Origin of the sequence: Dolichospermum sp. FACHB-1250 (genome assembly GCF_014696335.1) — a bacterium.
In the GTDB taxonomy this organism is placed as follows: Bacteria; Cyanobacteriota; Cyanobacteriia; order Cyanobacteriales; family Nostocaceae; genus Dolichospermum; species Dolichospermum planctonicum.
Genome location: NZ_JACJPZ010000032.1, coordinates 16,599 through 40,636 on the forward strand (window position 1 = coordinate 16,599; position 24,038 = coordinate 40,636).

General features: G+C 36.7%; 25 protein-coding genes. 14 read left to right on the top strand and 11 right to left on the bottom strand.

All coding sequences use genetic code 11. The features are described 5' to 3' along the window. Positions 1-52: 52 nt before the first annotated feature. Both H6F39_RS12750 and H6F39_RS12755 read right to left on the bottom strand, forming a co-directional pair. Positions 53-1,273, bottom strand: coding sequence for a HetZ-related protein (locus H6F39_RS12750; RefSeq protein WP_137908108.1), 1,221 nt, complete (start codon positions 1,271-1,273; stop codon positions 53-55). Positions 1,274-1,677: 404 nt separating this feature from the next. Then, on the bottom strand, positions 1,678-2,340 hold the full coding sequence (locus H6F39_RS12755) for an L-threonylcarbamoyladenylate synthase (RefSeq protein WP_137908152.1): 663 nt from the start codon (positions 2,338-2,340) through the stop codon (positions 1,678-1,680). Between the two features lie 89 nt (positions 2,341-2,429). Here H6F39_RS12755 and larC point away from each other — a divergent pair, with 89 nt between their 5' ends. Beyond that, on the top strand, positions 2,430-3,710 hold the full coding sequence (gene larC, locus H6F39_RS12760; RefSeq protein WP_190396815.1) for a nickel pincer cofactor biosynthesis protein LarC: 1,281 nt from the start codon (positions 2,430-2,432) through the stop codon (positions 3,708-3,710). A 133-nt stretch (positions 3,711-3,843) separates the two neighbouring features. After that, positions 3,844-4,782 carry a YbhN family protein gene (locus tag H6F39_RS12765; RefSeq protein ID WP_137908110.1) on the top strand — a complete coding sequence of 313 codons (939 nt, stop codon included), beginning with the start codon at positions 3,844-3,846 and terminating at the stop codon, positions 4,780-4,782. Between the two features lie 80 nt (positions 4,783-4,862). Here the strand turns inward: H6F39_RS12765 and H6F39_RS12770 are convergent, their stop codons facing one another. The 6 genes from H6F39_RS12770 to H6F39_RS12795 all read right to left on the bottom strand — a co-directional run bounded on the left by H6F39_RS12770 (position 4,863) and on the right by H6F39_RS12795 (position 10,564). Beyond that, complete coding sequence (locus H6F39_RS12770) at positions 4,863-6,203, bottom strand: TldD/PmbA family protein (RefSeq protein ID WP_137908111.1); 1,341 nt, start codon at positions 6,201-6,203, stop codon at positions 4,863-4,865. An 83-nt stretch (positions 6,204-6,286) separates the two neighbouring features. Continuing rightward, positions 6,287-6,646, bottom strand: a complete 360-nt coding sequence (locus H6F39_RS12775) for a four helix bundle protein (RefSeq protein WP_137908112.1) — start codon at positions 6,644-6,646, stop codon at positions 6,287-6,289. 35 nt (positions 6,647-6,681) lie between these two features. After that, complete coding sequence (locus H6F39_RS12780) at positions 6,682-8,154, bottom strand: TldD/PmbA family protein (RefSeq protein WP_137908113.1); 1,473 nt, start codon at positions 8,152-8,154, stop codon at positions 6,682-6,684. A 145-nt stretch (positions 8,155-8,299) separates the two neighbouring features. After that, positions 8,300-8,821 carry a hypothetical protein gene (locus H6F39_RS12785; protein ID WP_190396816.1) on the bottom strand — a complete coding sequence of 174 codons (522 nt, stop codon included), beginning with the start codon at positions 8,819-8,821 and terminating at the stop codon, positions 8,300-8,302. An 8-nt stretch (positions 8,822-8,829) separates the two neighbouring features. After that, positions 8,830-10,080 (bottom strand): AAA family ATPase, encoded by a 1,251-nt coding sequence (locus H6F39_RS12790; protein ID WP_190396817.1) that lies wholly within the window; start codon positions 10,078-10,080, stop codon positions 8,830-8,832. Between the two features lie 271 nt (positions 10,081-10,351). Continuing rightward, positions 10,352-10,564 carry a hypothetical protein gene (locus H6F39_RS12795; protein WP_190371443.1) on the bottom strand — a complete coding sequence of 71 codons (213 nt, stop codon included), beginning with the start codon at positions 10,562-10,564 and terminating at the stop codon, positions 10,352-10,354. 264 nt (positions 10,565-10,828) lie between these two features. Between H6F39_RS12795 and H6F39_RS12800 the strand changes: the two genes are divergently transcribed. From H6F39_RS12800 to H6F39_RS12815, 4 genes are all read left to right on the top strand, one after another. Beyond that, positions 10,829-12,988 carry a Tex family protein gene (locus H6F39_RS12800; protein WP_137908117.1) on the top strand — a complete coding sequence of 720 codons (2,160 nt, stop codon included), beginning with the start codon at positions 10,829-10,831 and terminating at the stop codon, positions 12,986-12,988. A 44-nt stretch (positions 12,989-13,032) separates the two neighbouring features. After that, positions 13,033-13,362, top strand: a complete 330-nt coding sequence (locus tag H6F39_RS12805) for a 2Fe-2S iron-sulfur cluster-binding protein (protein ID WP_028091706.1) — start codon at positions 13,033-13,035, stop codon at positions 13,360-13,362. 156 nt (positions 13,363-13,518) lie between these two features. Beyond that, a complete protein-coding gene (locus tag H6F39_RS12810; protein ID WP_190396818.1) occupies positions 13,519-13,887 on the top strand; it encodes a phage holin family protein in 369 nt (122 codons plus the stop codon). 31 nt (positions 13,888-13,918) lie between these two features. Further along, positions 13,919-14,110, top strand: coding sequence for a YqaE/Pmp3 family membrane protein (locus tag H6F39_RS12815; protein ID WP_028091704.1), 192 nt, complete (start codon positions 13,919-13,921; stop codon positions 14,108-14,110). A gap of 286 nt (positions 14,111-14,396) precedes the next feature. Here H6F39_RS12815 and H6F39_RS12820 read toward each other — a convergent pair whose 3' ends face one another. Further along, a complete protein-coding gene (locus H6F39_RS12820) occupies positions 14,397-15,173 on the bottom strand; it encodes a histidine kinase (RefSeq protein ID WP_137908119.1) in 777 nt (258 codons plus the stop codon). A 295-nt stretch (positions 15,174-15,468) separates the two neighbouring features. Here H6F39_RS12820 and H6F39_RS12825 point away from each other — a divergent pair, with 295 nt between their 5' ends. The 4 genes from H6F39_RS12825 (at position 15,469) to H6F39_RS12840 (ending at position 18,145) form a co-directional block, all read left to right on the top strand. After that, a complete protein-coding gene (locus H6F39_RS12825) occupies positions 15,469-15,693 on the top strand; it encodes a hypothetical protein (protein ID WP_137908120.1) in 225 nt (74 codons plus the stop codon). Positions 15,694-15,710: 17 nt separating this feature from the next. Next, positions 15,711-16,037, top strand: coding sequence for a cytochrome c6 PetJ (gene petJ, locus H6F39_RS12830; protein WP_190371446.1), 327 nt, complete (start codon positions 15,711-15,713; stop codon positions 16,035-16,037). 13 nt (positions 16,038-16,050) lie between these two features. Continuing rightward, positions 16,051-17,070 (top strand): aldo/keto reductase, encoded by a 1,020-nt coding sequence (locus H6F39_RS12835; RefSeq protein ID WP_190396819.1) that lies wholly within the window; start codon positions 16,051-16,053, stop codon positions 17,068-17,070. A gap of 214 nt (positions 17,071-17,284) precedes the next feature. Continuing rightward, entirely contained in the window at positions 17,285-18,145 is an 861-nt protein-coding gene (locus H6F39_RS12840; protein ID WP_190371448.1) for a hypothetical protein, read from the top strand. Here the strand turns inward: H6F39_RS12840 and H6F39_RS12845 are convergent. Further along, on the bottom strand, positions 18,120-19,433 hold the full coding sequence (locus H6F39_RS12845; RefSeq protein ID WP_137908123.1) for a site-specific DNA-methyltransferase: 1,314 nt from the start codon (positions 19,431-19,433) through the stop codon (positions 18,120-18,122). The genes H6F39_RS12840 and H6F39_RS12845 overlap by 26 nt on opposite strands. 399 nt (positions 19,434-19,832) lie before the next feature. Between H6F39_RS12845 and H6F39_RS12855 the strand changes: the two genes are divergently transcribed. From H6F39_RS12855 to H6F39_RS12865, 3 genes are read left to right on the top strand one after another with little or no spacing between them, the layout of a single operon-like run. Next, positions 19,833-20,426, top strand: a complete 594-nt coding sequence (locus H6F39_RS12855; RefSeq protein ID WP_137908124.1) for a Uma2 family endonuclease — start codon at positions 19,833-19,835, stop codon at positions 20,424-20,426. Between the two features lie 18 nt (positions 20,427-20,444). Next, complete coding sequence (locus H6F39_RS12860; RefSeq protein WP_137908125.1) at positions 20,445-20,891, top strand: VOC family protein; 447 nt, start codon at positions 20,445-20,447, stop codon at positions 20,889-20,891. A gap of 8 nt (positions 20,892-20,899) precedes the next feature. Then, positions 20,900-21,178 carry a hypothetical protein gene (locus H6F39_RS12865; RefSeq protein ID WP_028084785.1) on the top strand — a complete coding sequence of 93 codons (279 nt, stop codon included), beginning with the start codon at positions 20,900-20,902 and terminating at the stop codon, positions 21,176-21,178. Positions 21,179-21,368: 190 nt separating this feature from the next. Here H6F39_RS12865 and H6F39_RS12870 read toward each other — a convergent pair whose 3' ends face one another. Then, positions 21,369-21,863 carry a hypothetical protein gene (locus tag H6F39_RS12870; RefSeq protein WP_137908126.1) on the bottom strand — a complete coding sequence of 165 codons (495 nt, stop codon included), beginning with the start codon at positions 21,861-21,863 and terminating at the stop codon, positions 21,369-21,371. A 164-nt stretch (positions 21,864-22,027) separates the two neighbouring features. Between H6F39_RS12870 and H6F39_RS12875 the strand changes: the two genes are divergently transcribed. Beyond that, positions 22,028-23,866, top strand: a complete 1,839-nt coding sequence (locus H6F39_RS12875) for a serine/threonine protein kinase (protein ID WP_190371450.1) — start codon at positions 22,028-22,030, stop codon at positions 23,864-23,866. Positions 23,867-24,038: the final 172 nt, after the last annotated feature.

Here is a 24,038-nt window from a genome sequence, read left to right on the forward strand (position 1 = left end):
TTACATGATTTTGTTGGGTTTCCTTGCGTCAACCCAACTTACCGAATTAAATTTAATTGCTCTTAGGTTCAGCATGACCATTACGAATAGACCATGCTAGTTCTAACATTTGAGTCCAGCGTTTTTGGAGTTGTTTAGGAGTACATTGAACAGCTTTAGAGATAAGTAAATCACTTTGACAAGCAGTTTTCAACTCAAAAATTTGCTGTTGTTGTGGTGTGAGTTGATGCCAAAAAGTATCCCATTGCTGAGAAGATAGACCTAACTTGTGTTCCAAACCAGCGCCCAACCATTGATGAACTAATTGCCATTGGTGCTGTTTAGCGAACTTCTCAACGTGATACTTAAATCTTTGTTGTAAATAATCGCGTTGACGACTAGTTAAACCGAGAATTTGGTCAATTTCCGGTGCAGAGAGATCCTGAAGTTTAAGAGTCAGATAATCCATACAATCAGATTGTCCTTGAGACTCCAGATATTTCATTAATTCCGTAATTACTCGATTGCGTTCCGACTCCTCAGAAGGGTCAAAACCAGGTTTAGCAATCATTTGTGAGCGAATTTGCTGCACAGCCACATTACGCTGATAAGATTCCGCTTCTTCCGTTTTCGCAGAATCTACAGCCATTTCAATATCTACAGTAGTTTCTTGAGGTTGACGACGGGCAAAACCTTGAGCGCGTAAAACAATTAACTGTTGATTAGCTCCACCTGGTAAATTAATCCGGCGTTTGGCATACTGTTCTGTAAAAGCCATATACTCGGCCACTTGTAACTGAGTCCGGGGGGTGTAATCTTCAGGTAATTCGGTTTCCCGACGAAAAGCTTTAATAGCTTCGATATAAAAAGCCTGTAAAAAATCTTCAATGAGATTGTAACGAGCGTCAAAGCCTAAATCTGAGCCGGCAACAGCAACGTGACGATAAACAATAGCCCCCAAACTACTATGTAATTCCACCCGTCCTTGTCTAGAACCGAGTTGGTAGTAACGCAGGCACTTTTGTAAACGATGTCTTCCTAAAGTAATTTGCCAAGACTGAATTTGTCCTGAATTTTGGATGCGGGAGCTTTTATCACATATCCGTTCTACTTCCTTGGCTATGCGCCCGACGACATCTTGCACACCAATCGATGTAGCTTTAACTTGAGATTGCATTTCCTGGGATAAAAGTTGCACCAATGTATCGCTGTTGACAACAGACAATTCTTCCAGAGAAATATAGGTATTAAAAGCAGATGTAGAATTAGACAGATTGGCGATATTAGCTTTCATGACTTTTCTGTAAAATTGGTATTGCACCTTAACTCAAATGCAGATACAGTATTTAAGAGCAGTCACGGCAGTGAGAACCTTTGAGTATTCTTTCTGTGAAGATTCACCACCTGGACGGCTGAAATTTAGATACTGTAGGAAATTTCCCAAGTTAAGGGCTTGTTAATTGTGTCGCTTTGTTTTTAGCAACTAAATCAAAGATGGCATAATAGATATTCACTTTGAGGACAAATCGCCAAAAGGTTAGTCATGGTAAAATTGGCCTATAGCCTGCGTGGCGTAGCCATAATTTGATCAATTAGGATTACAGCACCCGTAAGGATGACAATTTCCTTGGAGTCAGGTGATCATAAATTAGCGCAACCGAGTCCAAAACAAAGGGTTGTACTTGTTAAACTTTATCCTTAAACCCAAGTGGCTACGGCTTCCCAACCTAAACCTCTGCGAATAATAACTGGTTCTTCATCGGTCAAGTCTAAAATGGTAGACACTTGATATGTCGGCTCTTGAGCCGTATCAATGATGATATCTACCAGTTTATCTAAATGGTCATATAAATCTACCCGTGACAGTATTGGTTGTACTCCGTCTCCATTTATTTCCTCATCTTCGTCATTCACGCTTTGGCTTTGAGCCGAAGTCGAAATAATCGGGTTTCCTAAGGCCGCCAGTAATGCCAAGCAAACGTTATGATTTGGCACTCTAATTCCTGTGGTTTTGCGTTTGGGATTTTGCACTAGTCGCGGTACTAATTTGGTAGCAGGGAGCAAAAATGTGTAGGGACCTGGTATTAACCGCTTCATAATCCGGTAGGCTGTATCACTTACGAAGGCATAAGTAGCCACATTGGAAAGTGAGGGACATAAAAATGTCAGGGGTTTATCATTTGCTAACTGTTTAATTTGCCGCACTCTTTCCACCGCCGACTTGGCATTCAAATCACAACCAATTGCATAAACTGTATCAGTAGGGTAGAGCATAATAGCGCCACCTAATAGCGCCAACTTTATTTCCTCTATTCGGCGACTTTGAGGATTATCAGGATGAATGGTGAATATTTTGGCCATAATAGGGTTGGTAATGGGTAATGGGTAATGGGTAAAAGTTTTCCTTCTTTCTTCTGACAACGGATAACGCACAACGGACTAATAAATTTATGAATAAAATTGCTTATTTTCAATGTCCAACAGGGGTTGCTGGCGATATGTGCTTAGGAACGTTAGTCAGTTTAGGTGTGCCTGTGGAGTATTTAGTAGAAAAACTCAATAGTTTGGGAATTGAGCAAGAATACCGACTGTGGGCAGAATTTGTCCACCGGCAAACTCAAGAGGCGACTAAAGTTCATGTTGATTTATTAGATCATCACCATCATCATAAACATAAACATGATCATCACCATGGCCGTCATTTACCAGAAATAGAGAAGATGATTCTCAATGGCAAGTTACCAAAGCGGGTGGAAGCTTGGAGTTTAGCTGTTTTCCGACGTTTGGCAATAGCTGAGGGGGCTGTTCACGGCATTGCACCGGAAAAAGTTCATTTTCATGAAGTAGGTGCTGTAGATGCGATTGTGGATATTGTTGGTACTTGCTTAGGATTGGATTGGTTGGGTATTGACAGCAATCAGCAGGGCTTTCCCTTGCTATACTGTTCGGCTTTCCCTACGGGGGGTGGAACTGTTCATGCGTCCCATGGACGAATGGCAGTACCAGTGCCAGCGGTGTTAAAATTGTGGGAAATGCGGGGTTGTCCAGTTTATAGCAATGGTATTGATAGAGAACTGGTAACACCGACGGGGGCAGCGATTACTACTACTTTAGTGCAGGACTTTGGTTCACCGCCACCAATGACTATCAAACAGGTAGGATTAGGGGCAGGTTCTCTAGATTTACCCGTTCCGAATATACTACGGCTTTGGTTTGGTGAAAGTGAGTCTTTACAGACTGATAATTCTGATTTTGTGGAACATTCCCCAAATTTGGAAACCATTACTGTATTAAAAACTCAAATAGATGACTTAAATCCCCAAGTATTCGGTTATTTATTTGAGGCTTTATTTGCTGCTGGGGCGCTGGATGTTTTTACCCAACCGATAGGAATGAAAAAATCTCGTCCCGGAATTTTGTTAACTGTGATTTGTCATCCAGATAAATTAGATAATTGTGAAGCGGTGTTATTTCGAGAAACCAGCACTTTAGGGATTCGTCGCACTACTGAACAACGATCAATTTTACATAGAGAAATGCAAAAAGTGGAAACTATTTATGGGACAATATCAGTAAAAGTGGCCTGGAGAGAAAAAGCGACAGAAAAGGTAATTACAAATGTCCAGCCTGAATATGAAGATTGTGCAGTTTTAGCAGGAAAAAATAATATTCCTTGGCGAGAAATTTATCGTTTGGCATTAGAAAGTTGGTATTTAAAATATCAAAATTAACAAGGTATAAATGATTAAATAGAAAATGGGTAGGCTAGAAGCCTACCCCAAAAGAGTAATATATTATTACGGGTATTGTGCCTAGTTTTAAAAATAGGTAATTCTCGATATTTACAATTTTCACAAATAAAAAATGAAAAAAATTTTCCGGTGGTTGATTTTAGGGGGAACGCTGTTTTTTTTATTAAAAGCCTTCAAAGATAATTGGTTGGGAGTTAGTGCTATTCGGATTAATATCACCGGCTGGTTAATATTAGGTACTGCTACGGGTGTAACTTTATTGGCACATATTTGGGCGGGTTGGGTTTGGACTTGGGTGCTAAAGGAGTTAAATCAATCTGTATCTTCCATGGAGTTTATTCAAGTTTATTTAAAAACGAATATTGCTAAATATTTACCTGGGAATGTCTGGCATTATTATGGACGAATTATGTCAGCAAAAAACGCTAATATTACTACTAATATTGCTACTTTGAGTGTTTTATTAGAACCACTCTTAATGTTAGCAGCCGCTTTAATTATTATTGTTTTATTTGCTAGTCAAATTGTTGTAAATATAAATAATTGGAAAATTAATTTAGTTATGCTGCAATTATTGGGTTTAATAATTGTTTTGGGTATACTTCATCCTCGATTTTTAAATCCAGTCATTCAACTTTTAGACAGGTGGAAAAATAAAAAATCTCACCTAGAAAACCAGTTAATAGATAGTTTTAGAATCAACCGCTACCCTGTGAAACCCTTATTAGGAGAAATAGTTTTTTTAGGGTTGCGTGGGGCTGGATTCATTTTAACTATGTTAGCGATAAATTCCTTAACTTGGCAGCAAATACCCTTATTATTCGGCACTTTTAGTTGTGCTTGGGTAATGGGATTAGTTATGCCGGGAGCGCCCGGTGGTTTAGGCGTTTTTGAAACCATAGCCATATTACTATTACAATATCATTTTCCGGCGGCTTTAGTAATTAGTGCGATCGCTCTTTATCGGCTCATTAGCATCTTAGCAGAAACCACCGGAGCAGCCATAGCTTGGTTACATCAAAGAATTAACCATAAAAAAATTCCTTCTTAACCTTCTTCCTCCGTGTCCTCTGTGCTTCTGTGGTTCGATAAAATATCTTTAAACCGCAGACGCACAGAGTGAAAAAGATATTAATCTCCAGTAATAGAAAGTTCACTCACCCAAACTCTGGGAGCAACTCCTCCTGGTGTTAATTCCACCTCTTTCTCCACATAAACAATAGATTTGAGAAGTTCCAAAAAATCACCAGCTACCGTTGCGGACTCAATACTAATTTTCTCACCTTTATTAACTAACCAACCATCAAAAGGTAAAGAAAAAGAACCTTGTAAAGCCTTAACACCCGCATGAAGAGCTTGTAAATCATCAATTAAAATCACATTTTCCGCAGTTTCTAAACTCAATTCTTGCTCAGGATTTTCTGCTGCAAAAACGTGATAAAAATTAGGACTGACACTGACTTTCGCGCCAATACTAGCATTACCCGTAGGTTGAGCATTTAACCGTTTAGCAGTTCCCGCACTATGCAAAAAGCTAGTTAAAATGCCCTTTTCTATTAACTTAATTTGTCGAGTAGGAGTACCTTCACCATCAAAACTTTCTGCACCAATATTAGCGGGGTGTAAAGCATCATCATAAACTGACAGTAAAGGTGAAGCAATTGCTTTACCGATATCATCAACTTTTGATAAACTTTGATTATCCAGAATACTTTGAGCGTTAAATAAATTAGAAAAAGCGCCCAACAAACTTAAAAAAGCTTCAGGAGAAAAAACTACTTGATACTTACCAGTTTTGATTTTTTCATAATGCAAATGACTGATAGTTTTCTGGGCGGTTTCTTTGATACAACCGGCAATATCTAAATCAGCTACACTTTCCTTAACTCGATAAGCCCCGGCACTGCGAGGTTTTTTACCTTCTTCTTCAGTTTTGCTGTACAAATAAATAGAAGCTAAAGAATGAGATTCAGTTCTTAACGCACCTTCACTATTGAGATAAAATCTGTCAATATCTCTTTGTGCTAAACCATTATAAGGCACACTGGTAATAGCAGGATGAGTTGCCATTAATTCTTTTTCTGCTACTAATAGCTTTTCTATTAATTCAGAAACAGGTGCTTGCAGGGCTTTTTCTTGATGTTTATCAGGAATGGGAATAGTTGCTTCTGGACTAAAATCAGGAATATTTTCTTTCACACCAAAAAAACTGGCTTCATAAGCTGTTTTTAGAGCTAATTCTAATCCCTTATCATCTACATCTGTGGTGCTGGTAACACCCATGGTATTTTCTTCATTCCAGACCCGAACTGTCACCCCAGAACGATTAGAAGCTTTAACTTGTTTGGGTTCACCTTGGTCAACTTGAACGCTGGTATCATCCACAGTTGAGCCGTAAATATCGAATTTTTTAATGCCGAGTTTGGCGGCATTTTCTTGGGCGTAGGTGGCGATTTGTTGAATGTTAGACATGGTGAATGAATTTTGGATTTTAGATTTTAGATTTTGGATTCCATAAAGAACTGTTTTAGAAATTAGATTTTGGAGTTTGGATGTTATGATTTGGGTTTTTGTAGGAGAGTTTTTATTGAAGCAACTGTCATAGCCAGAATTTCGCTAGTTTCTTGCATTAAATTGTTAAGTTTTTCTCCGGTTATTAATCTTGATTCAATCAGGAGTTCTAACCAGTAAAGAGTTTCATCAACTTCTTCTTCTACAATACTAAGTTTAGCAATTAAGTCAGCCGTAGACTTAGCACGACAAGCTGATCTATAATTAGCACCTACAGAAGTAGCAGAGCGCAAAACTTGTTTACCAATAACATCAGCAGTTTTAGTTGTCGGTAATGATTCAACTAGACGAATGACTCTTAATGCAAGTTGTTTTGTTCTGGTCTTAAACTGTTGCTCATTCACAATCCAAAATCCAAAATCTAAAATCTAAAATTTAGTTATCTGCCACCAACAGTAATAGAATCAACCTTAATATGGGGTTGTCCAACTGTGGTGTAAATGCTACCGCTAACTGAACCACAAAAGCCGGGAGCTAGTTCTAAATCTTGGGAACATAGGGAAATTTTGTTCATAATTTCCTTAGCTTCACCGATGAGGGTAGCACCTTTTAATGGTTTAGTGATTTTACCATTTTCTATTAGGTAAGCTTCATCAACGCTAAAGTTAAATTGACCAGTAGGTCCGACACTACCGCCTCCCATTTTCTTACAATAAATGCCTTTATCAACGGAGGCAAATAGGTCTTCTGTTGTGTGTTCACCACAATCAATGTATGTATTTCGCATCCGACTAGCGGCAGCAAAGGTGTAATTTTGACGGCGGCCACTACCTGTTCTGGGGTGTCCAGTCCGCACTGAACCGGTTCTATCCGCTAAGAAGTTTTTGAGAATGCCTTTTTCAATTAATAATGTTCTTTGAGCGGGCATTCCTTCATCGTCCATGTCAATAGTCCCAAAGGCATTTTCTGCCCGTCCTTCGTCCCAAGCGGTCAGGCTTTCATGGGCAATTTTTTCACCTTTTTTATCGGCAAATGGTGTGGTTTTGTGTTCAATTTGGGTGGTTTCTAAAAGGTGTCCACAGGCTTCATGGAAAATTACACCGCCAAAATGATTGGCCATGATAATGGGGTAAGTTCCTGATTCTACGTAATCTGCGTACAGCATTTTACCAGCAGATTCGGCGATTTGTTCGGAGGCTTGTTGATAATCCCAGGTTCTCAGGAAGTTAGCGTCACTGGTATTACCCGCCCGTTCAGCAATAGAGGAACGGTTAGCACCGTCAGCACAAAGCAGATTAAAGCCCACGGACTGGGTAAGGCGGATATCACGAGCAAATGTACCATCACTGCCAGCAACTAATACTTCTTGCCAGTCACGGAAGTAGGAAGCGCGGCGAGATTGGACGTGGGTAGCTTTTTTGTTCAGTTGGGCTGTACCATCAAGGAGGACTTCTCCCATTTCCCGGATAGAACTACATAAGGGTAGCCAACCGTCTTTACCGCGTTTGCTGGCGTAGTCTCTGAGTAATTCTAGGTTGATTTCGGGAATGAAACCACTAGGACCTGGTAATTGTAGTCCCAAAATAGAAAGTGCTTTTTCTAAAGCTGCTTTTAAACCCGCAAATGTGAGGTTATTGGTGCTAACGTAGCAGTCAGCTTTACCGCGAAATACGCGCACTCCTGCACCAGTAGCTAAACTGGGGGAAATGCTAGTAATGGTGTCATCTTCCGCTAGACAACTAATGTAGTTGCGGCGTTCTAGGAAGTATTCTACAAAATCTGCCCCAGCGGCGCGTCCTAGTCCTAAAAGGGTTGCCAGGGGGGCTTCCCAAGTGTCATCGAAGCGTTCTGTGGTGGACGAATATTGTAAACTGGGGAGTTGATTCGAGAGAAGTAGGGTGTTTGTAAGCATGAAGTGCCTCGTCTGCTGGCGTTATCTATAGATGTAACTGAAATAATCCTGGTGTGTTTAGTCTAACAAATCTATGAAAGCCATTGTTGGCATTTAGGCTGTAGGGTTTTCCGCCATTTGCAGATGAATCTATTTAATACTCTCATCATTTTCCGCGACTACTGCGGCGTGTCGGTGGGTGAGGCTGTGGTGGTTCTTGAGATTTTAAACGATTATCATCTGTCAGAAATTCTACATGAAAACCTTTTTGGTGATAATACCAACCCAAGACTACAATACTCGCATCTCCCATAGAAGTTTTTTCTACAGCTTGATTAGGAAATTTTTCTGCTAAATTTTTTAATCCTTCCGCTTCCCATAATACAATTTGTTCACGAAAAGCAACCCAAGGACTTTTTTCGTCAGCAGCAGCAATCATAATTTCGGCGAATTTTTCTGATGTTATTCTTTTACTATCTGAATTTGTAGTTTTAGCTTGAGCAATATGATTTCCTGTTTCTATCACTGTGGCTAATGGAAGTACCAAGGTTGTTCGTTTTTCAATTTCTGTGAGAATTTTCTCGTTAACAAGTTCAAAGTCCCATTTATTATTACCAGTAGTTTCTTTACCTGGAACTTTTAACCAAACACACAATAAAGATGTATCTATTAATAAAACTTTTCTCATATTTTTAATTACTCCCCATGAGAAAGGCTGCGTTCAATTGCGCCTTTAGTTGTCATTTGTCCCAAGGAATAAGATGCAAATAATTTGGGGAAGTTGTCAATATCTTCTAAAAGGGTAAGTTTACTTTCTCCTGTTTCTGAATCTCGATGTGCGACAACTACAAAGGGAACTATTTCGGGACCGAACGCATCTAATAAAGCTGGGTTATGGGTGGTGAGTAAAATATCAATATTGCGTTTACTGCCAATTTCTTTTAATATTTTTACCAGTAGTGCTGCACGGGAAGGATGTAAACCATTATCTATTTCTTCTATGACAATTTGACTACCTTCAGGACGAGTTAATAATGCTGTGAGAATGGCTAGAAAGCGTAATGTTCCATCTGACATACTTCTCGCATCAATTTCTGTTATTTCTCCTGGTTTCCATTCTTCTTGACAGTAAAGCATAGCATCTGTACCCAATCTTCCTACTTTTTCTGCCCATACTTTTTTAATATCACCTTCTGGTAAATATTTTAAATATTCAGATAGCGTATTTTCAACTTCTGCTTTTTTATCATCTGGTAATCCTGCTAATACTCCAGCTATATTTGAACCATCGCTTTCTAGATTTTCAGAAAGTCGTAAAAAATCGCGCATTTTGGAAGGAATGGGATTTAGGATTAAAATATTTTCTAGCATAGGAAAAACAAAATTTTTAAATTCACTTTGTAAATTTAAAAACTTATTTTCAGCCTCCTCACCACCATCTAGATGTAATCCAGATTCATCCTCGTCATAATTAATACCGCTAAAAGACAAGTCCTTTGTTATCAAAGCTCCCGACTGTTTCAAGCCACTTCTATGATCATTTCTGAAATTTTTTATTCTAATTTTGGTAATATAATCACACTTTTCAATATCTAAACATTCAATATATTCTTCAGTTATCCTTGCTCCTCCTGTGGTGAATATTTCTATAAAATATAAATAATCTCCTTGTCCATCGTCATCTGACATAATTACCTTTAAAGTAAATTTTCTTGACAGTCTTCTTGCAGCCCATTCTACACCACCACGAAGAGAAGGAAGTGTTTTATCTCCTGCTAAAGCTGCTTCAATATTTTCACCGTTAGCTATTCTTTGCAAAAATTCCAAAGCTTCAACCACATTAGACTTACCACTTGCATTAGTGCCAATCAGCACAGTTAAAGGATCAAGTGGAAGTTCAGCATAACGGAAACTTTTCCAATCTTCGAGAATGAGTTTTTTCAGCATGATCAAAACTACATATATTTTATTTACTTAATACTTGTATTCTAAATCAAATTTTCTTTATTTTGCATCAGTCTTGCTGATTAATATAGTCATTTTTGATGTTAGTGTAATAAAAAGGCGCAATCAGAGGGAACTTGACAAGCTGATGATATTTTTTATCCAACTATCAACACCCTCATTCCCCTTAATTATTATCTTTGACAGAGGGTGGATAATTGCCGACTTAATTAGATTTTGGATTTAACTTGCTAAAGTTCCTGAAAAAATTGGCTTAAAACCAATTTTTCTTCAGTAATTTGTTACTAACAATGACCACAAACATCAACAGACCAAACTGAACTTGCCAAGGCGCTAATACTAAACTCACAATGAAAATGATAGCTGTGAAAACACCAGCAATATTGGTAATTTCATCATCCTTTCTTTGGAAAAGATAGCCAGTAATTACACCCATAGATAATGTCATTAAGAAAAATAAAGGCATTTGCACTCACCTCTAAACTACGAACTACTGTTTAATACCAGTAGATTTGCGCCATTTTCAGCAACGTTATTTATGTTATACTTAACTAAGGAAAAATGGCAATACATTCAATATTAAGCCATAGTGCAGCTATTGGCAAATAGTCTCATGATGTGGGATATAAAACTAATAATGTGACTGACAACCCGATTCTGAGTTAGGTGATATAATAATACCTATTGACGCTAATATAAATTTCTCAAACTTCTTTAATTGAACTCACAGATGTTGAATATTTCTCAACTGCTTGCAAGTGAACTAAAACTTAAGCCCCACCAGGTACAAAATGCACTGGAACTTTTAGCTGAAGGAGCGACAATTCCCTTTATTGCGCGTTATCGTAAAGAACGAACAGATGAAATGGATGAAATGCAATTACGGGATTTACAAGATAGATATAATTACTTAACGGAATTGGAAGAAAGAAAAAAAGTAATTGTGAATGCGATCGCTCAACAAGATAAACTTACTCCAGAACTCAACACAAAAATAGCATCTTGTTTACAAAAAACTGAACTGGAAGATTTATATTTACCCTATCGTCCTAAACGTCGTACCCGCGCTACCATTGCTAGAGAAAAAGGTTTAGAACCCCTGGCAATATTCATTAAATCGGTGAATGTGAAAAATGCGATTTCTGTATCCTTGGAAGCAGAAGCAGCAAAATATATTTCCGAAACTTTAGGAGTAAAAAATGCAGATGAAGCTTTAAAAGGTGCATCGGATATTTTAGCGGAAGAAGTAGCAGATAAAGCCGAATTACGGGCATATATCCGGGATTTTTTCCTAGAAAATGGGGTATTTATTTCTCATATCAAAGATGAACATCCCGAAGGGACGACAAAATTTGAAATGTACCGAAATTATCAAATTAAAGTCAAAAATATTGCTCCTCATAATATGTTAGCTTTATGTCGAGGAGAAGAGGAAAAAATTCTCAGTTTTGAAATTGCTTTTGATGAAGATTTTGTTCTGGGTTATTTAGAATTTCAGGAAGTTAAAACTAAAGTTCGCAACCTGCGCGACTTTTATCAAGGAATGTTAAAAGATAGTTTTAATCGCTTAATGAAAACCTCATTAATTAGCGAAGTTATCAAAGATAAAAAAACCTATGCTGACATAGAATCAATCAAAACCTTTGAGACAAATTTGCGAGAATTGCTGTTATCAGCACCAGCAGGGATGAAACCAACAATGGCTATAGATCCTGGTTTTAGAACCGGGTGTAAAGTAGCTATTTTAGATGAAACTGGGCAATTTTTAGAATATCAAGCCGTGTTTCCCCACCAAGCAGCAGAACAACGCCAAAAAGCGGCACAAACTATCAAAAAATTACTGGAAAAATACCAAATTCAATTAATAGCTATTGGTAACGGTACAGCTTCACGGGAAACAGAGGAATTTATCGCCGAAATATTACCAAATATAGCCCATAAACCAGTTAAAGTTATGGTAAATGAATCTGGTGCATCTATATATTCTGCTAGTGAAGTAGCAAGGGAAGAATTTCCTGATTTAGATATTACCGTGCGGGGTGCAATTAGTATTGGTCGCAGATTACAAGATCCTTTAGCCGAACTAGTTAAAATAGATCCTAAATCAATTGGTGTCGGACAATATCAACATGACGTTGATCAAAAATTACTGAAAAAGAAATTAGATGAAACTGTAGAAAGTTGCGTTAACTATGTGGGTGTAGATTTGAATACTGCCTCCAAAGAACTGCTAACATTTGTTTCAGGAATCACCCCAACTATAGCCAATAATATTATCACCTATCGCAACGAAAATGGAGCATTTACAAATCGTCGTCAACTTTTAAAAGTAGCAAAATTAGGACCAAAAGCTTTTGAACAAGCCGCAGGTTTTTTAAAAATTCGTGATAGCGAAAACCCCTTAGATAATACCGCAGTTCATCCAGAAAGTTACCCTTTAGTAAAATCTATAGCTGCTGATTTAGGAATATCTTTAAATCAAGTTACACAAATTGCGGAAAACCTGAAAAAAGCCAACCTCAAAAAATACGTAACCGATACTATCGGAGAACCAACCCTGCGCGATATTCTCAGGGAATTGGAAAAACCAGGAAGAGATCCTCGTGCTGAATTTAAATATGCTACCTTTAAAGCTGGAGTTAAGGAAATTAGAGATCTAACAGTAGGAATGGAACTAGAAGGAATTATTACCAATGTTGCTAATTTCGGTGCTTTCGTTGATATTGGAGTACATCAAGATGGTTTAGTGCATATTTCCCAACTTGCTGATAAATTTGTAGATGATCCCAAAAAAATTGTTAAAGTTGGACAAGTCGTTAAAGTACAAGTTTTAGAAATCAACGAAAAACTCAAACGCATAAGTTTATCAATGAAAGGAATCAAACAATAAGTTAATTCTCTCTGGGACTATGACTGAAAAAATCTTAAATTAGTATGGCCATTTATCAAATTCAACTCATCAACCCTAACCTAAAATTGAATCGCACCATTCAAGTACCAGATGATCAATATATAATTGACATAGCGGAAGAAGTTGGTATTCGTTTACCATCAGGTTGTAAACAAGGAGAATGTTCCGCTTGTATTGCTAAACTTATTAGTGGAGAAATTGATCAAAGTGAGCAAAAATTTCTGCGTCTCCAGGAAATTCAAGCTGGTTATGTTGTTACCTGTGTCAGTTATCCCTTATCTGATTGTGTATTAGAAACTCATCAAGAACAGGTTTTATATAAATCTTCTCTTTACTATAGTAATCAAACTTAACGGGATTTAGATCCCTGACTTCTTTAAGAAATCGGGGATCTTTTCTTTTAGTCTAACCTAAGATAGATCAAGATTCTACCTAAGTAAAGATGTCAAATATTAATCTATATTTAAAAATAGTAAATAGCACTGATATTGCTGTTACTGAGGTAAAAAATGTTGGGATATTTTTTCATCGCACTTGCTACAGCTTTAAGTTTGTTGATTGTTGATATAGTTGTTCCTGGGGTAGATATTGCTAACTTTCCCGCAGCTTTAATTGCTGCTGTTGTCATTGGTTTAATCAATAGTGGAATTAAACCAATGATTAATATCTTATCTTTACCCTTGACATATCTCACATTAGGTGGTTTTTCCCTAATTGTCAACGGAATTTGCTTTTGGTTAGCATCAGTTTTAGTTCCAGGTTTTCAAGTTCAAGGATTTATTGCTTTTATTATCGGTCCTGTAATTCTGTCTTTAGCTAATACATTTCTTAGCAAATACTTCGCAGAAAAAGGTTTTCAGTTACAAGATAGTCAATAGGTAAACCCAATTTGAAAAATAGGAAATATCCATGAACTTATTGCGTATACTTCTCGGTTTATTTTTACCTCCTTTGGGGGTTTTCCTTACAGTTGGATTTGGTCCAACTTTGTTAATTAATATTTTGCTTACCCTCCTGGGTTGGCTTCCTGGTAGCATTCATGCGGTTTGGGTAATTGTCAAGCATGAAGAAAACATTAATAGAGAGGAAGGTACTTATTAATTTTGTAGGGTGCGTTATCAACGCACCTTTATCTTTATATTTTTATATTAAATATATGAAATTAATGAGAATCAGAATGGTGCGTTACAAAGACAGCTAACACACCCTACAGGTTAAGATATTTTCTTAATTTTTCTTAATTTTAATTTAATTGGAAGTCTCTAATAGAATAGGTTAATAGGTTATAAATAAAAATAATATAAATAAAAATAATGAGTAAATTAAAAATTATCAAAATTAATTTACTCATTTATGTAGAAATTTTGAGAAAACAAAATTGCGGATATTAAGCCCGAATATCTTTATCTTTAAATAAATCAGCCGTTGCTAATAGTAACTCCCGCAAAGTTTGTTTTAATTGACGTTCTTGTTTAGCTATTGCTGAACCTGCTTCTGCTAATTTCTGTTCTAACAGGGAGTATTTTTCCTTTACTTGTAAAGTAATAGATTCAGCTTGTGGATGGGATTTATCATACCATTGTTTTGCTTCATTCAAATAATCTTGTACTTCTTGATTACTTCCGCTATAACGCGCAAATAAATTTGCTCTGACAATTGCTAATTGTGCTTGTAATTGTGCATAACGTTTTCTTAATAATCCCACTTCTTCACTATCTTTAATAGAATTAATTGCTGAATTAATAGCAATTTTGGTATCAACAGATTTATCTTGACTTGTTTCTACTATCTTTGTAAAAATTCCTTCAATTTCAGTTTGTAGTTTTTCTTCCTCTTGATCTAATTTTGCTTGTAACTGCTTTATTTCTGCTTGAGTTTGAACGATATTTGAGTGTTTTTTCAGATTTATCGCTTCCATAGCACCTTCAATTGAAGCTACTACCCCCTCCTTAACTTCACTGCTTTTCTCCTGTAAATTATCAACGACAGTAGAAACAGCATCATTAACTAAATTACTCAGTTCATGAGAACCTTCTTGAAATTCAGAACTGACTTGAGAAACAGCAGATTTGACAATTTCTCGAATGCGTTCAGACTTTAATTGTCCTGTTTCTTTAGCTTGACGTAAATCTAATTGAATTTGTTCTTTAATGTTCTTATTCATGGCCATATTTAATGAAGATATCAGGCAATACTTATATTCAGTATGGTAAAATATTTTTGTTATTAACACTCCCTAAAGATAGAAAATCATATCTATCTCAAGGTAGTATATTCGGCGACTAAAAGTCGCTACTACACAAGCAAAGTCCGTCTACCCGGACTCAGGAATGAGAAATTTCTAACCCACCTGGGTGGGTTTTGTCTGTATAGCCGCGAATTTCATTCGCCAGGGTTATTAGTTAAATGTTGCCAATTTATGAAATAATTAATATTGATCAATAAATAAATTTTAAATTATGTGGCAGGTAAATATCACTTGTGATGATCAAGCTTGGAAACTTTCTGGTGTTGAATTTAAGAAAATAGCAGAAAATTACAAAGGTGAATTAATGGGTTCTAAAAAAATGCCCGACGGAAAACGCATTATGTCTTATAAAATTGAAGATATCAGCGAAGCCGAAGCTTTTGCAGAAGAATGTACAAAATTTGTCGGTTTTACAGGAGATTTTGCATCTTTATGAAAAAAATGGTAACAAAAATGGTAACATTGATATTATTCACTTTTTGCTTGTGGATAATTAATTCTACTTCACCAGTTAACGCCTTAAATACTTCTCAAGGTGCAAAAATTTTTGATTTCCATTGTGCTGGTTGTCATATTCATGGAGAAAACATCATTAGACGCGGTAAAAGTTTAAAAAAGAATGCACTCAAAAGATATAAAATGGATTCTTTGGAAGCAATTACAGCTATTGTCACCAATGGTAAAAATAATATGTCAGCTTACAAAGAAAGATTGACAACAGCGGAAATTCAACAAGTTGCAAATTATGTTTTGGAACAAGCAGAAAAAAACTGGAAATAACAATATAAACAATATGATTTTACCTCAAGAAAGCTATTTACAATTTACCCCGAATTTGAAAATTTGCCGAATTTTAAATGGAATGTGGCAAGTTTCGGGAGGACATGGACGCATTAACCCCAAAACTGCGATTGAGTCTATGTTTCAATATGTTGATGCTGGTTTTACAACTTGGGATTTAGCAGACCATTATGGACCAGCAGAGGACTTTATTGGTGAGTTTCGTCGTCAATTAATCGCAACTCGTGGAGAGGAATCTGTAAATAATATTCAAGCCTTTACAAAATGGGTTCCTCGTCCTGGGAAAATGACGAAAAAATTGGTTGAGGAAAATATTGATATCTCTTTGAGAAGAATGAACGTTAAATCATTGGATTTAATGCAGTTTCACTGGTGGGAATATCGAGATCCTAATTATTTAGATGCTCTCAAATATATGGTAGAATTGCAAACAGAAGGTAAAATCAAACATTTAGCTTTAACTAATTTTGATACAGAACATTTGCAAATTATTACCGCAGCAGGAATCAAAATTGTTTCTAATCAAGTGCAGTTTTCTCTCGTAGACAGAAGACCACAGGTAAATATGGTTAATTTTTGTCAAGAACATGATATTAAATTGTTTACCTATGGTACTGTTTGTGGTGGTTTGTTATCAGAAAAATATTTGCAAAAACCAGAACCTAAAGGCTCAGAAATAAATACCACCAGCTTGAGAAAATACAAACAAATGATTGATAATTGGGGTGGTTGGGGACTATTTCAAGAGTTACTAAATACCTTAAAAACCATTGCTGATAAACATCAAGTGAGTATTGCTAATGTGGCTGTAAATTACATTTTAAATCAGCCAGCAGTGGGGGGTGTAATTGTCGGCGCTAGATTGGGAATTGCAGAACATTTGTCAGATAATGCTAGGGTATTTAGTTTCAATTTAGATGCAGAAGATATCGGGAAAATAGATGCAGTTTCTCAACATTCGCGGGATTTATATCAACTAATTGGTGATTGTGGAGATGAATATAGACGATAATTGAATAATAACATCCCCGACTTCTTTGATATTATTGTCAATATATTATAGATTTATATTAGAAGTTGGGGATCTAAACACTAATATCGCATACCTCACCGCAAAAATCGGACAGTTTCCCCCCAATATCACTTTTTTGAGAAAGACCTGGACAAGAATACCACTATTGTTTATATTAAAAACCTGTACTGATCATAAAAATAAGGAAATAATTTTGACTACATTTGCTAGTTATAAAGCAACAGCATCTAAGTGGATTACTATATTTGATTCCCCTTTTTATCCAGATTACTTAGATGATGCTAAAATGCTTTATGAAGAAGTACAAGTACGCTTTATAGAACTTGTTGATAAAGCACAAACTTCTACAGAATTACTGGAGATGATTGCTAAAGAACATAATCCTTTACGAAATCAATTACTGAGAATCTTTCGTAGATACGTCTCTCCAGATACATCAGTTGAAATGACTAAAAAGAAAGGTAACATTCCTAATATTATCATAAACTTTAGTGATAAATTTCGTCCGATAGAGGAAGTTAAACGAAATTTGCAAAGCCGTCCTATACCTGATGAAATTCTCATGGCACTTCTTTTTGAATATAAGACAAAAGGAAAAAAAGGGTATGATTTAACAGAAAGTTTTTTCTTATGGTTTAATAAGGTATTTAGCCAAAATTATTCTATCCAAGGACCGGTTCGCGCAGGGAAAGACGTAATGTTGCATAAGGTTTTGAATAAGTTTCCATATCAAATTCCTGCGGATATGTTAATCTCCCGCTTAGATGGAACTCCATTAGTAGTTGGATTTGCTCGTTATGACTCCGACAGGGGAGGTTCTCAGGAAGATGATAGAACAGGTGGCAATCGAGATAAAATAACAGAAATTTTGGGTTATGCTAAGACATACAATTTACCATTAAAAGTATTGATGCTGAATGATGGTCCTGGATTACTTCTAGGTTCTATGTGGAATGATTACGCTAATTTAGAAAAATATGGACAAAGTAGAGTGATGGTTTGTACTTTGAAAATGTTAGACGAGAGACTTACACAAGGCTGGTTAGATAGTTAAGTTTACTATGCCAATTTTTGATGATTTGATCAGAAATTAACTCTAAACTTTCTGATTCTTCAATATACAAGTCTAAGCCTGTTTTTAAAATTCTACTAACGTCAATTAAGTTTATTTGTTTATATTTACAACCATCATTTTTGCCATTAACAAAATCACCCATTACTTCACTACCATTAACTAAACGTTGAATTATAGTATCAATAGATAATGGAGAATTATCAATACTTATCCATTTTCTACCTAATTCTTCAGCTACAGTTAGAGTAGTTCCACTTCCCGCAAAGGCATCTAAAACAATATCTCCTAGATTTGATGAAGCCATAATTATCCGTTTGATCATCTCTGAATTTTTCTCCGTTGGATAACCAGTGATTTTAATATTTTGATTGTGAGCGTCTTTAAAATCAAGCCAAATGTCTTGAATTGAAATCCCCTGACTATTATCTAAATATACTTTTCGTCTAGGATTACCTGTTGAAGACCAATATATTTCCCCTCTTGCATCCATTTCATCTAATGTTTCTGGTGTATATTGCCAATGTTTACCGGGAGGTGGTAAAATACCCCTCCAAGGTTGACCACTTGCTCCTTTTCTTACCCCTGGAGCATGAATAGGAACTTTTTTATATAGTCTTCCTGTTCCTTCTTCCACATATTGATATTCTTTTTTAATCGAGTCTTCTGTCCAAGCTTCAAAAGGTTGATTCCATACATAATTATCTGTTTTTGTATAAAAAAGAATAAAATCAGCAACATTACCATATTGTTTGCGTGTATAGTTTTTAGGATTACATTTTTTTCTCGTAATCCAATTACGAAAATTTTTAACTCCAAAAATTTCATCCATGATAATTTTTACAGGAAAAGCCATTTTTTCATCTAAATGTAGATAAATAGAACCTGCTTCTGATAGAATTTCTCTGATTAAGATTAGACGTTGACGCAAAAATTCTAAATATTCTGCACCTTCCATGAGATCATGATAAGCATGATTGCTATTACGAGACTCAAAACTGCTACCTGTGGAGTATGGAGGATCAATGTATACTAAGTTAATTTTTCCGGCAACATTCTCATTATTTAATAATGTGCGAAGAACGTTTAAATTATCGCCATATATTAATTGATTTCTAGGATATCCTTCAACGCTAATTATATGATTTAAGTTAGCTGGCTGAATTTTCAATATATCTTCTACAGGCATTTTTCCTTCATATTCAATTCGGAAAGATGTCGTATTTTGTTTGTGATTACGTCCATTTTTACTAGGTATTCCCGTTGCCATATTGTTTAAAATTTTGACTTTTTTATAATTATACTATTAAGATACTTTGTAATCAACATAGCTTTTTGTGTCTCGCAATCTTTCGTAGAGATCCCACTCGCGGAGCGTGCCGAAGGCATAGGGTAGTTGCTAAGGAGCAAAGACGCAAAGGGACATGAGCTTAAGCGTTGCGCGACCTAGTAATCGCAAACTTTCCCCAAACATCACTCTAACTATCAAAAATGACTAACAAAACTATTCCCAATGGCTACCTCCGTAAAGTCTATCACATCGCTTTTAACGTCCAAAATATGGCAGCATCTCGCCATTTTTACCATTGGGGTCAATTTTAGCGATCGCCTAGCCTAAATTTTTCTGAATTTTATCTGATAATAAAACTAGTCTCCTCAAGCAAAACCTATGGAAACCCTCACTTTAAACATACCTCCCGCAGTAAATTTAACAGATGAGCAGTTTTATCAACTTTGCATTGCTAACGAACCCTGTCAGTTAGAACTTACCCAAACCGGAGAATTAATTATTATGCCTCCCACAGGTGGAGAAAGTGGAATTAGGAACTCAGATATTAATATAGAATTAGGTTTATGGAATCGTCAAACTAAATTAGGTAAAGTATTTGACTCCTCCACCGAATTTAAACTACCCAGTGGTGCTTATCGCTGTCCTGATGCAGCTTGGGTAAAACTAGCACGTTGGGATGCTTTAAGTCAAGAAGAAAAAAAACGGTTTCCCCCCCTTTGTCCTGATTTTGTGGTGGAATTGCGATCAGAAACGGATAGTTTAGAAAAATTACGTACTAAAATGCGAGAATATGAAAATAATGGGGCGCTTTTAGGTTGGTTAATTGATCCACAAACACCCTTGGTAGAAATTTATCGTTACGGAAAGGATGTAGAAGTTTTAAATTTTGATTTTGACAACCCACCAAAACTTTCTGGTGAAGATATTTTACCAGGCTTTATTCTCGATTTGCAGATAATTTTAAATCCATAGATTCTAAATTTCGGGATCATGATTTCTCAAAAAACTATTCCCAATGGCTACCTCCGTAAAGTCCATCATATCGCTTTTAACGTCCAAAATATGGCAGCGTCTCGCCATTTTTATGGTCATATTTTAGGCTTACACGAACTCACAGGAGACGAAATACCAGAAACATTAATAGAACTTGTCAATGCTGGTAAAGTCGCTAATTTCATCACTCCTGACGGCACAATTATAGACCTATTTGCAGAACCAGAATTATTACCACCAGATCCAGATCCCAGCAAGTCTTTTACCAGAGCATATCATCTAGCCTTTGATATTGCTCCAGAATTATTTGATCAAGCCGTTGCCGTGATCAGAGATCATAATTTAGTCATTGCTTATGGTCCGGTTTCCCGTCCCACAGGTAGAGGGCTGTATTTTTATGACCCCGATGGGTTTATGATTGAAATTCGTTGTGATCCTCATTAAATGCGAACATGGAAAAAGTTTTAAAAGTTCTTAACGACGTAATTACTAACCCACCAATTCCCCACGAACCCCATAAACAATCTTTAAAAAATTGGGCTATGTATTGTTTACGGGATAGAGGTTTTATAGTTATTTTTGCCCAAAATGCTGATTTTGCTGTCCAGTTTAAAAACGGAGAAAAGTTCTATTTTAAAGTTACCAATAATGCCGATAATTTAGATAATAGTATTAACTGGATTGTTTGGGATAGCACCACCAAAACAACCAGCTTAATTCCTCAGTCCTAGTTATTAAGTATTACAGCCAGCTATATAAGTATTTGATTTTACTATGATTTCCATATTTCTGAGGAAGAGAGGGTAAAAGGAAAAACTTTTGTGACTGTAATGAGGTTTTCAAAGCCTCTCCCCCCGTGGGGGAGATGTTTACCAGAGCGGTTTTTCTGTACACTAAGGATTTTCAAAGAACTTCTTAAATTTAGTCTGGGTTGGCTGGTAAACTAGCGAATAGCTGTTTAACTAACTGCTGAGTTTTATTTTCTAAATTTTGCCAGTCTACATCACCATATTCGTCAATTAAGTTGGGATCAATATCAACTGCCCCCTGCTCTGGACTATAATTGAGAAAACATATTTGATAACACAAATCCCATAAATCTATATTTACCCGTTCCTGTTGATTTTGCAAAAGTAAATGATATCCTGGATAAGGCATTGGCAAACTAGCAAGAGTTTCTTTAATTTCCTCTACTTGTGTTGGTGTTGCGGTTTCCATTTCCCGCACCAACTCAGTTACTAAAGACTTTGTTTCATCACTCGTGTTAGCAGGCCAGGTCAATACATCTTGGTAAGTCCCTTGCCAATTGGATGTATCAAGCTGCTTACGAATATTATCAATTACGCGAATAAAAGCAGGTTGCATCAAGATTTCAGCTTGCTGCCATGAGGTATAATTAGTGATTTTAGGTGGCATTCCTAGTCAAGGGGATACTGATAGTAAAATTAACGATTTTGTTTGATGAAAGAATTGTACTTTTAATTTAAATCTTTTCTCAAGATACCTGATCTCAGGGGAGGAAATTGGGAGATATTGACTACTATGGGTAAAATTAGGTTATAAAGCTGGGGAGGGAGATTATGATAGGTAAATTGCTAGATCATCGCTACCAAGTCATTCGCATTTTGGCCACGGGAGGATTTGGTCAAACCTATATTGCCCAGGATACCAGACGGCCAGGCAATCCCATCTGCGTGGTTAAGCACTTGAAACCAGCCAATTCTGACTCTAAAATCTTTACTACTGCTAAACGGCTATTTCACAGCGAAGCAGAAACTTTAGAAAAATTGAGTAATCATGACCAAATCCCCAGACTTTTAGCTTATTTTGACGAAAATCAAGAATTTTTTCTAGTCCAAGAATTTATTGACGGCCACACTCTCCAGGAAGAACTTATCCCCGGACAGCCTTGGAGTGAAGCCCAAGTCATACAAATGTTGTTGGAAATTTTGCAGATTTTAGAGTTTGTTCACCAAGAAGGTGTAATTCACCGCGACATTAAGCCTGATAATATCATTCGCCGCGCCGCTGATTATAAATTAGTTTTAGTGGACTTTGGTGCAGTTAAACAATTACGTTCACCCCTGGTGACAGTAAATGGACAAAAAACTGCTACTGTAGCTATTGGTACTCCTGGATATATGCCTACGGAACAAGGTCAAGGTAAACCCCGCCCTAATAGTGACCTTTACGCTTTGGGAATTATCGCTATTCAAGCATTAACGGGAGTTCCTGCTAGTCAATTACAAGATGACCCAGATACCGGGGAAATTAACTGGCAGCATTTAATACCCGTTAATTCTAATTTGGTGGCGATTTTAACGAAGATGGTGCGTTACCACTTCAAAGAACGCTATCAAACAGCAACGGAAGCTTTACAAGCTTGTCAAGAATTGGTGAATATCATCCCTGAATTTTCCCAACCCTCCCTAGCTCCTAAGATTATTTATCAATCTCCTCAAGTTATATCTTCAAGATTGACACAAAAAACAATGGCGGTTTCTCCCGCTAATCATATTCCTTCTCCATCTCTTCCTCAACAATCTCTTCCCCAAGATACCAATAAACCCGATCCTTTACCTTTATTAATTGGTATATTACTAGCGGGTGGTGTCGCGGCTTTATTTACAAATATATATCCCAATTTTAAAAATTTAACTATTAATTGGACAGGAGAAAATAGCAAATTAATCAGTAAATGTTTAGCTGTAGTTACGGCTGATTCTAATATCCGTTCTGAACCCAGCGCTATCAATTCTGATAATATTTTGAAAACTTTGGGTGTGGCCAGTCAGTTTGAAGTGACCGGTAAACAGACAAAGCGGGGTTGGGTAGAACTTAAACTTTCTTCTGGCAGGTTGGCCTGGGCCCATTCTGATGTCATTTCTAATCGTGAAAAGTGGATTTCTTGCCGTCGTGACCAAGGTTTGGCTATACAAACTGTAGATGATATTCCTTTAATTACATCTCGGCCAATTCCTTTAGTTCCCGCAAAATCTGTGGTGGTAAATCCCACAGCAAAGCCTTCCTTACCCGCTACTGCGGATCAGGTGAAAACGGTAGATAAGGCCAGGGAAAAGTTTGAATCAGGAGATTTACAAGGAGCAATTTCTCTGCTCAAGTCAACATCGGGAAATGCTGTTTCTGGTATTAAACAAACCGTTGATACTGTTAATCAATGGCAAAGTGATTGGGCAAAAGCAGAAGCTTTAGCTAATGATATTAATAAGGCAATTGATAATGGTCAATGGCATCAGGTTTTAGCTTATCGAGACCACCCGGAAAAGCTGCCTAATATTAAATATTGGCGCGATAAAATAGAACCAATGTTTAAACAAGCTGCTGAAAATGTCGCTAAACAGGCACTACCTAAAGAACATAAACCCACTCCCTCAGAAACACCAAAGAATGGGATTTAAAATCCTGTCTCTACAACTCCTCTAGAGTGAATAATCAATAATAGGGGTTATCTCCGGCTTCCTATTCCCCAACAGTTGTAAAAGTTCCACTAACTTCGCGGTTTTCTATAAAACAAAAATGCTCCCCATTTCTGGAGAGCATTTCTTTAATTAAGCTCTGTTAAGAAAGCTT

What these genes read in the sequence shown, in the direction of transcription:
- H6F39_RS12750 (WP_137908108.1), bottom strand. Translation starts at nt 1,273, where the DNA reads ATGAAAGCTAATATCGCCAATCTGTCTAATTCTACATCTGCTTTTAAT.
- H6F39_RS12755 (WP_137908152.1), bottom strand. Translation starts at nt 2,340, where the DNA reads ATGGCCAAAATATTCACCATTCATCCTGATAATCCTCAAAGTCGCCGA.
- larC (WP_190396815.1), top strand. Translation starts at nt 2,430, where the DNA reads ATGAATAAAATTGCTTATTTTCAATGTCCAACAGGGGTTGCTGGCGAT.
- H6F39_RS12765 (WP_137908110.1), top strand. Translation starts at nt 3,844, where the DNA reads ATGAAAAAAATTTTCCGGTGGTTGATTTTAGGGGGAACGCTGTTTTTT.
- H6F39_RS12770 (WP_137908111.1), bottom strand. Translation starts at nt 6,203, where the DNA reads ATGTCTAACATTCAACAAATCGCCACCTACGCCCAAGAAAATGCCGCC.
- H6F39_RS12780 (WP_137908113.1), bottom strand. Translation starts at nt 8,154, where the DNA reads ATGCTTACAAACACCCTACTTCTCTCGAATCAACTCCCCAGTTTACAA.
- H6F39_RS12785 (WP_190396816.1), bottom strand. Translation starts at nt 8,821, where the DNA reads ATGAGAAAAGTTTTATTAATAGATACATCTTTATTGTGTGTTTGGTTA.
- H6F39_RS12790 (WP_190396817.1), bottom strand. Translation starts at nt 10,080, where the DNA reads ATGCTGAAAAAACTCATTCTCGAAGATTGGAAAAGTTTCCGTTATGCT.
- H6F39_RS12795 (WP_190371443.1), bottom strand. Translation starts at nt 10,564, where the DNA reads ATGCCTTTATTTTTCTTAATGACATTATCTATGGGTGTAATTACTGGC.
- H6F39_RS12800 (WP_137908117.1), top strand. Translation starts at nt 10,829, where the DNA reads ATGTTGAATATTTCTCAACTGCTTGCAAGTGAACTAAAACTTAAGCCC.
- H6F39_RS12805 (WP_028091706.1), top strand. Translation starts at nt 13,033, where the DNA reads ATGGCCATTTATCAAATTCAACTCATCAACCCTAACCTAAAATTGAAT.
- H6F39_RS12810 (WP_190396818.1), top strand. Translation starts at nt 13,519, where the DNA reads ATGTTGGGATATTTTTTCATCGCACTTGCTACAGCTTTAAGTTTGTTG.
- H6F39_RS12815 (WP_028091704.1), top strand. Translation starts at nt 13,919, where the DNA reads ATGAACTTATTGCGTATACTTCTCGGTTTATTTTTACCTCCTTTGGGG.
- H6F39_RS12820 (WP_137908119.1), bottom strand. Translation starts at nt 15,173, where the DNA reads ATGAATAAGAACATTAAAGAACAAATTCAATTAGATTTACGTCAAGCT.
- H6F39_RS12825 (WP_137908120.1), top strand. Translation starts at nt 15,469, where the DNA reads ATGTGGCAGGTAAATATCACTTGTGATGATCAAGCTTGGAAACTTTCT.
- petJ (WP_190371446.1), top strand. Translation starts at nt 15,711, where the DNA reads ATGGTAACATTGATATTATTCACTTTTTGCTTGTGGATAATTAATTCT.
- H6F39_RS12835 (WP_190396819.1), top strand. Translation starts at nt 16,051, where the DNA reads ATGATTTTACCTCAAGAAAGCTATTTACAATTTACCCCGAATTTGAAA.
- H6F39_RS12845 (WP_137908123.1), bottom strand. Translation starts at nt 19,433, where the DNA reads ATGGCAACGGGAATACCTAGTAAAAATGGACGTAATCACAAACAAAAT.
- H6F39_RS12855 (WP_137908124.1), top strand. Translation starts at nt 19,833, where the DNA reads ATGGAAACCCTCACTTTAAACATACCTCCCGCAGTAAATTTAACAGAT.
- H6F39_RS12860 (WP_137908125.1), top strand. Translation starts at nt 20,445, where the DNA reads ATGATTTCTCAAAAAACTATTCCCAATGGCTACCTCCGTAAAGTCCAT.
- H6F39_RS12865 (WP_028084785.1), top strand. Translation starts at nt 20,900, where the DNA reads ATGGAAAAAGTTTTAAAAGTTCTTAACGACGTAATTACTAACCCACCA.
- H6F39_RS12870 (WP_137908126.1), bottom strand. Translation starts at nt 21,863, where the DNA reads ATGCCACCTAAAATCACTAATTATACCTCATGGCAGCAAGCTGAAATC.
- H6F39_RS12875 (WP_190371450.1), top strand. Translation starts at nt 22,028, where the DNA reads ATGATAGGTAAATTGCTAGATCATCGCTACCAAGTCATTCGCATTTTG.